Origin of the sequence: Mesorhizobium sp. M7A.F.Ca.CA.002.09.1.1 (assembly GCF_003998555.1) — a bacterium.
GTDB classification, from domain to species: Bacteria; Pseudomonadota; Alphaproteobacteria; order Rhizobiales; family Rhizobiaceae; genus Mesorhizobium; species Mesorhizobium ciceri.
This window is the reverse complement of the sequence record NZ_RZRR01000216.1, coordinates 1-7,068: the sequence shown is the minus strand read 5'-3', so window position 1 is coordinate 7,068 and position 7,068 is coordinate 1. Positions and strand designations below refer to the sequence as shown.

Genomic DNA, 7,068 nt, shown 5'->3' with positions numbered 1-7,068 from the left:
CGCGTTCGGCCGCCCGCTCGACTACTACACCGGCCTGGTTTTCGAAATCGCGGCCGACAATGGCGACCGGCCGTTGGTCGGCGGCGGCCGCTATGACCGGCTGCTGACCTTGCTTGGCGCCAAGACGCCGATCCCCGGCGTCGGCTTTTCGGTCTGGCTCGACCGCATCGAGGCATTGCGGGAGACGGCGCCATGATCACGCTGGCGATCCCGTCCAAAGGCCGCCTGAAAGAGCAGGCGCTGGACGTGCTGGCCAAAGCCGGGTTAGCCGTCAGCCTGCCCGGCGACGAGCGCAAATACCACGCCCGCGTCGAGGGCCTGGACGATGTCGAAGTGGTGTTCCTGTCGGCTTCCGAGATATCAGGCGAGATCGGCCAGGGTGCCGTCGATCTCGGCATCACCGGCGAGGACCTGGTGCGTGAAAACCTTGCCGACTGGGAGAGCCGCGCCGAAATCGTCGCCCGTCTCAGTTTTGGCCATGCCGATGTCGTGGTGGCCGTGCCGGACATCTGGCTCGATGTCGACACCATGGCCGACCTCGACGACGTCGCTGCCGATTTTCGCCAGCGCCATGGCCGGCGGCTGCGCATCGCCACCAAATACTGGCGGCTGACCCAGCAATTCTTCTCGCAGAAGCACGGCATCCAGGTTTATCGCATCGTCGAAAGCCTGGGGGCCACCGAAGGTGCGCCGGCGGCCGGACTGGCCGATGTCATCGTCGACATCACAACCACCGGCTCGACGCTGCGCGCCAATCATCTCAAGGTGCTGGGCGATGGCCTCGTCCTTCGCTCGCAGGCTTGTCTCGTGGCGTCCAGGAAGACACGGGCGGCGGCCGATGAAGCGGTCCTGCGCGACATCGCGGCGAAGATGGCGGCTGCGGTCGGATAGCGGCGGGCCTTCGCCCGCTGCCCCTCACGGCTCCGAACCCGGCTTGAAAGCCCTGACGGCGGCCGTCCCGCGGTGTCGGTAGCCTTGCGCCGGGGCTTTCCTGTATAGGAATTATTTCCTTGACTGGTGAGAGCAGCTATGCTACATTTTTACCTATGGTGCTGATTTGCGCCAGTGACCCGCCGCCCAGGCGGGTTTTTGCGTTTGATGTTCATCAACCAACGAAGGCCCCGAAGCGTCGTGGGCCGGATCGTTGCCCTGCCACGACTATCGCCGGGATTTTCACCACCCCCTCAGGCTGATAGGCTCGGCCAATCCCGGGAGGAGAGAGCGATGCCGGTCAATCTCGACGAGCTGAAGAATGCCAGCAATCTGCGCGGACGCGGAGCGCGAGCGGGCGGTGTCTTCGTCGCACCCGTCGATGGTAGGGCGCATGTCTCTGGCGAACGCAGCGTGCCGCTGCTCGACAAGACCATCCCCGCGCTGTTTTCCGAGACGGTCAGCAAATATGGCACGCTCGACGCCGCCGTCTTCGTCGACCAGAACAAGCGCTTCACCTGGAGCGAACTTTCGGACACGGTGGATGCGCTGGCCGCCGGCTTCCTGGCACTGGGCCTGGCAAAGGGCGATCGCGTCGGCATCTGGTCGCCCAACCGCTGGGAATGGCTGGTGACGCAGTTCGCCACCGCCCGCATCGGCCTGATCCTGGTCAACATCAACCCGGCCTACCGGTTGACCGAGCTCGACTATGCGCTGAACAAGGTCGGCTGCAAGGCGCTGGTCACCGCTGCCAGGTTCAAGACGTCAGATTATCTCGGCATGATCGAGACGCTGGCACCCGAGATCGCCAAGGCCACGCCGGGCAAGCTCAAGGCACAAAAACTGCCGGCGTTGAAGATCGTCATCCGCATGGGTGACGAGAACTCGCCCGGCATGTTCAATTTCGGTGATGTGCTGGCCATGGCCGGGCGTGACGAGCATGACAGCCTCGACCGCATCTCTGAGAAGCTGAAGCCGGGCGAAGCCATCAACATCCAGTTCACCTCAGGCACCACGGGAGCCCCCAAGGGCGCGACGCTGACCCACGGCAACATCGTCAACAACGGCAATTTCGTCACTTCGGCGATCAAGCTGACCGCCGACGACCGGCTCTGCATACCAGTGCCGCTCTACCACTGCTTCGGCATGTCGATGGGCACGATGGGTTGCGTCTCGAAAGGCGCCACCATGGTTTTCCCGGGAGAAGGGTTCGACGCCGGCGCCACGCTGAAGGCGGTGGCTCAGGAACGCTGCACCGGGCTCTATGGCGTACCGACCATGTTCGTTGCTCTGCTGGATCATCCGGATTTTTCCGCCTTCGATCTCTCCAGCCTGCGCACCGGCATCATGGCCGGTTCGCCATGCCCGATCGAGGTGATGAAAAAGGTGGTGTCGCTGATGCATATGGAACAGGTGACCATCGCCTACGGCATGACCGAGACCAGCCCGGTGTCGTTCCAGAGCGGCGTCGACGACCCCCTGGAAAAGCGCGTCTCGACCGTCGGGCGCATCCACCCCCATGTCGAGGTCAAGGCGGTCGATGCCGATGGCGCTACAGTTGCGGTCGGCGTACCGGGTGAGCTTTGCACGCGCGGCTATTCGGTGATGAAGGGTTACTGGGACGACGACGACAAGACCCGCGAGGCGATCGACGCCGACGGCTGGATGCACACCGGCGACCTCGCCACCATCGACGCCGAGGGCTATTGCAACATCGTCGGCCGGGTCAAGGACATGGTCATCCGCGGCGGCGAGAACGTCTATCCCAGGGAGGTCGAGGAATTCCTCTACCGCCATCCAAAGGTCAAGGAGGTGCAGGTGTTCGGTATTCCCGACGCCAAATATGGCGAGGAGCTGTGCGCCTGGATCGTGCTCAAGCCCGGCCAGATCGCCACCGAGCAGGAGGTCAGAAACTTCTGCGCCGGCCAGATCGCCCATTACAAGATCCCCCGCCACATCCGCTTCCGCACCGAATTGCCGATGACGGTGACCGGCAAGCCGCAGAAGTTCCTGATGCGCGAGGCGATGGTGGAGGAACTGGGCTTGGTGACGCAGAAGACGGCGTGAACGGGTGAACGCTTCGATCTGTCGGTGCGCGAATGCAGCCACGGTTCGCAGCAGCGCGCAGGGGCTTGCATGAGCGGTTTCGGACGTTCGGTGACTTCATATGCGATGCCGCTGGCCGCCTTGGTGATGGCTGTCGCCGTCAGGGCAGGCGGGCTGTCGGCGGACGAAGGTTCGCTGGGCGTCAGGATACTCGTCGGAGCGCTTTCGAGTGCGATCATGTTCACCACCATTTTCGTGGTGCTCGACCACGCCGAGGCGGTGGCTCGGCGTGTAGGAGAGCCCTACGGCACATTGGTGCTGACTTTTGCCGTGACGGCAATCGAGGTGTCGATCATCGTTTCCATGATGCTGCATGGAGAGAACAACCCTACGCTTGCACGTGAGTCCGTCTTTTCAACGGTGATGATTGCATCTACCGGCGTCGTCGGCACGTGTCTTGCGCTTGGCGGCTGGCGCCATCGCAAGCAGGCAATTGTTCGACAAGGGACCAGCGCATATTTGGCGGTTCTGATCGCGCTGACCATCATGACGCTTATTCTGCCGACCTACACACAAGCTACGGGGCCGGGCACATTTTCGGCAGCTCAACTTGGCTTTGTGAGCGTGCTTTCGGTGCTGCTTTATGCAAGTTTTGTGTTCGCGCAGACTATCCGCCACCGAGAAGACTTTGTCGAAGGGCAGGCCCACGGCGTTTCGCTGCGGACTGCTCCTCACGAAAGCGTCTTTGCCAGCGCTCTGTTGCTGATGGCCGGCCTGATCGGCATTGTCATGCTCGCCGAGCAGGTCGCGGCAAGCGTCGAAGATACGCTCGTTGCCTACCAGGTGACCCAGGCTGACAGTATTGTGGGGGCAATGATCGCCGGGCTGGTGTTGATGCCGGAGGCCATTTCGGCGGTTCGCGCTTCACTCAACAATGAGCTGCAACGCGGTTTGAATGTCGCGATGGGTTCCGCTTGCGCCACAATCGGTTTGACAATACCGGCGGTCGCAGCCGCCAGCCTGCTGACGGGCAGAGGGTTAACCCTGGGGCTTCCAGCGACTGACACAGTGCTTTTGATTTTAGCGCTCTTCATATGCAATGTGAGCTTTAGTACTGAAAGAACAACATTCTTGACGGGCGCTGTCCATATCGTGGTATTTCTTACATACATATTTCTTATATTTGTGCCATGAACTCTGGCTCAGGTTGGCGCTTGAGGGCTGGCTCGCGCTGCGGCTGGGCAATGGCCGACGTCGGCTGTAAACCCCGATTGGCATCCAACATCGGTGGGGCGTCCACGCCGCCATGGCGCTGCATCGTCGAAATGAGCAGATGGTCGAGGGCACAGAATTCGTCCAGGGTGATCGGTCCCTTGCCGCGCGGATGGCCGTGCCCCTGGGCGGTGACGAATTCCTCTTCGAACAGTTTCTGCCTGATCAGGCCACTCGAACGTCTTCCGCGGCTCCGATGAAGAGATCGATGTCGCCCTGCTCCAGGTGCTCGACGATCCTCGGCTTGTCGGGCACCGTAAAGGCGACCTTTGCGTTGGGAGCTTGGGATTTGAACCGCGGAATGAGGTCCGGAGCCAGGATCGCTGCCGGATTGTCCGTTGCGGCAATGCGATAGACACGTTTGCTTGTGGCGGGGTCGAACAGATGAGCAGTATTCACGAAATCGCTCAACCGAGCAGCCGGACGAGTTCGGGCTCAAGTGCCAGGGTCGTTCAGCAATTGACGCAGCCGCGTCAGGCGGGCCGACAAGGCCGATTGGGTAATGTTCAATCTCGACGCCGCATGGGTGACGTTCTGGTGCTTCAACAGCGCATCGAGTGTCAGCAGCAAGCCAACGTCGAAATCCGATAGCCGTTTTGTCAATGGGACCTCGAACCAGCAGGCGCTATTCAATCGGTAGCGCTCTCTAGCACGGTTCCGGAGATTGAAGGACAATGGCTTCGAAGTTTACTGCCGCCTATGGCGATTTTGCGACAGGTGCTGCTCCTCGCCACAACGCGGCCCGACCGTTCCAGATGGCACGACTGTTTCCAGCCAGAGGTCCTAACGACGATCGGCCCGCATCTCCGTCGACTTCGGCGCCGTGCCGGGTTCTTGAACGAGCGGTCCGAGCAGCACTTCTCCGAACAGTGGCTGGTAGCGGCGGCGCACGGCCGGGTCTTCCTTGAAGGACAGTGCGTACTGGCCGATCTGGTGGAAATAGGTGATGCGCGCCCGCACGATGCTCTCGTCTTCCGAATAGCCCATGGCGCGGAACGCCCGGATGAGCAGCGCGATGCGCAGATCGTCGATGTCCTTGACTTCCTGAGCGAGCTTTTTCGATGTCCGTGACCAATCGCGAACAGCCAAGTCAAGCAGCGGGCTGAAAGGGGCTTCATCCACCCAGACATGCACGATGTCGGTGAAGAACTGCAGGCCGTCTATGTCGTGGATCTCGCGCATCGCCCAGAACGGCGCGCAATTGCTGTTTCGCCATTCCTGCAAGAGGCCGCCGCGAAGGTCCGCCAGGCTGGCAAAATGGAAATAGAAGCTGCCCCGCGTGACCTTCAACTGCTGCGCCAGGCGGTCGATCTTGACCTCGCCGATGCCGCGCTTTTCCAGCACCTTGCGCGCCGCCGCAATCCAGGCCTCACGGCTGAGCGTCTGCCGCGCCGCTTTTGATCGCACCGCCGGTCGAGGCGGTCGTTTCGTTTTCGCCAGCACGCCTTTCCCGTTCATGAAATTCGAGACCTTCGTCGCCGCGCGCAACGCGCATGGCCGATTCGCCTATCGAACCGCCCCGTGACTGCTTCGCAATTCTCCGTGTCACCGTCTATCGCCGGATACGCATTTTCAGGGCAGTGCACTGATCCGCTCCAGCATCAGCGTGAAGAACGGCGCCGGATCGATCCGGCGCAGGACATTGCAGTTCTTGCGGCGGCCGGTGACGTGCCACCAGTCGACGACGGTCATGCCTATGGTTTCGGGCGAGACGATATCGACCGTCACGGCGCACTGGCGCTGCTCGTAGATCCCCGGGGCCAGAAGGTAACCGGTGACGCACGCATCGTGGATGGGACGCGCCGCCGTCGCGAATTTGTGGGTGCCGTATTGGCGATAGAAGTCGGCCATGTTGGCGGCCTCGATCGCCGCGCGACTGCCGGTGGCGCGCAGGGCGTCGAGCCATTCAGGCGTCATCAGGGCAGTGTAGGTGCAGTCGATGCCGGCCATCGTCACCGGGACGCCGCTGTCGAACACTTTGTGCGCGGCATGCGGATCGACAAAGATGTTGAACTCCGCGGCAGGCGTGGCATTGCCGCCTTGAAAAAAGCCCCCGCCCATCAGCACGACTTCGCGCAGCCGAGGGACGATTTTCGGTTCCATGGTCATGGCCATGGCCAGGTTGGTCATCGGCCCGAGCGTGCAGACGGTCAACGCGCCTTCCGGCGCATCCATGATCGTGCGCACCAGGTAATTGACTGCGTGCTCGCTCTGCAGCGGTGTGACGGGTTCGGGCAGATCGGCGCCGTCGAGGCCCGTTTCGCCGTGAACATACTCGGCCGTGATCAGCTTGCGCACCATCGGCGCCGGGCAGCCGGCATAGACCGGCACATCGGGTCGTCCGGCAAGTTCCACGACCTTGAGCGCATTCTTCGACGTTAGGGCAAGCGGCACGTTGCCGCCGACTGTCGTGATGCCGACTACCTCGAGTTCGGCTGGCGAGCCTAGCGCGAAAAGGATCGCGAACGCGTCATCCTGACCTGGGTCGGTGTCGATGATTATCTTGCGTGGTGCCATTGTGCCGCGTTTTTCCCGTTGCGCTCGAAAGCCTATTGCTGAGGCGATTTGGATGTGTAGAAATACAGTACTGTATCTTATGTTCAAGAGAAGGTGTTCGAATGGACGCACGCGGCGACTTTTCCGAAATTCCGATCATCGATGTGTCGGCGCTCTATGGCGATGACCAGGAAGCGATCGCCGCGACGGCGGCGACACTGCGCCGCCATCTCGAGACGATCGGCTTCCTCTATGTCGTCGGGCATCCGATCCCGCGTGCCGACGTCGAAGCGGTTCGCGAAGCCAGCAAGCGCTTCTTCGCTC

At 61.8% G+C, this 7,068-nt stretch carries 9 protein-coding genes; 5 read left to right on the top strand and 4 right to left on the bottom strand.

Translation table 11 applies throughout. The annotated features are described in order from the left end of the window. The 4 genes from EN994_RS12160 to EN994_RS12145 form a co-directional block, all read left to right on the top strand. The coding region (locus EN994_RS12160; RefSeq protein WP_206530401.1) for an ATP phosphoribosyltransferase regulatory subunit at positions 1 to 196 on the top strand (196 nt) is incomplete at its 5' end. Continuing rightward, positions 193 to 891, top strand: a complete 699-nt coding sequence (gene hisG / locus EN994_RS12155) for an ATP phosphoribosyltransferase (protein ID WP_063170132.1) — start codon at positions 193 to 195, stop codon at positions 889 to 891. The genes EN994_RS12160 and hisG, both read left to right, overlap by 4 nt. Before the next feature lie 333 nt (positions 892 to 1,224). Continuing rightward, entirely contained in the window at positions 1,225 to 2,997 is a 1,773-nt protein-coding gene (locus EN994_RS12150) for an AMP-binding protein (protein ID WP_024502336.1), read from the top strand. A 69-nt stretch (positions 2,998 to 3,066) separates the two neighbouring features. After that, entirely contained in the window at positions 3,067 to 4,170 is a 1,104-nt protein-coding gene (locus EN994_RS12145) for a calcium:proton antiporter (protein WP_127307555.1), read from the top strand. Positions 4,171 to 4,413: 243 nt separating this feature from the next. On the opposite strand, the gene EN994_RS36040 is transcribed toward EN994_RS12145, so the two are convergent. The 4 genes from EN994_RS36040 to EN994_RS12130 all read right to left on the bottom strand — a co-directional run bounded on the left by EN994_RS36040 (position 4,414) and on the right by EN994_RS12130 (position 6,765). Continuing rightward, positions 4,414 to 4,659, bottom strand: a complete 246-nt coding sequence (locus tag EN994_RS36040; protein WP_063170133.1) for a LysR substrate-binding domain-containing protein — start codon at positions 4,657 to 4,659, stop codon at positions 4,414 to 4,416. Between the two features lie 24 nt (positions 4,660 to 4,683). Next, positions 4,684 to 4,851, bottom strand: coding sequence for a LysR family transcriptional regulator (locus EN994_RS36035; protein ID WP_224621640.1), 168 nt, complete (start codon positions 4,849 to 4,851; stop codon positions 4,684 to 4,686). 180 nt (positions 4,852 to 5,031) lie between these two features. Beyond that, on the bottom strand, positions 5,032 to 5,736 hold the full coding sequence (locus EN994_RS12135) for a TetR/AcrR family transcriptional regulator (RefSeq protein WP_245466013.1): 705 nt from the start codon (positions 5,734 to 5,736) through the stop codon (positions 5,032 to 5,034). Between the two features lie 84 nt (positions 5,737 to 5,820). Beyond that, positions 5,821 to 6,765: a nucleoside hydrolase gene (locus EN994_RS12130; RefSeq protein ID WP_013530363.1), complete on the bottom strand. Its 945-nt coding sequence runs from the start codon at positions 6,763 to 6,765 to the stop codon at positions 5,821 to 5,823. A 101-nt stretch (positions 6,766 to 6,866) separates the two neighbouring features. Between EN994_RS12130 and EN994_RS12125 the strand changes: the two genes are divergently transcribed. Then, positions 6,867 to 7,068, top strand: a 202-nt coding sequence (locus tag EN994_RS12125) for a 2-oxoglutarate and iron-dependent oxygenase domain-containing protein (RefSeq protein ID WP_206530400.1), incomplete at its 3' end; no start/stop codon positions are given.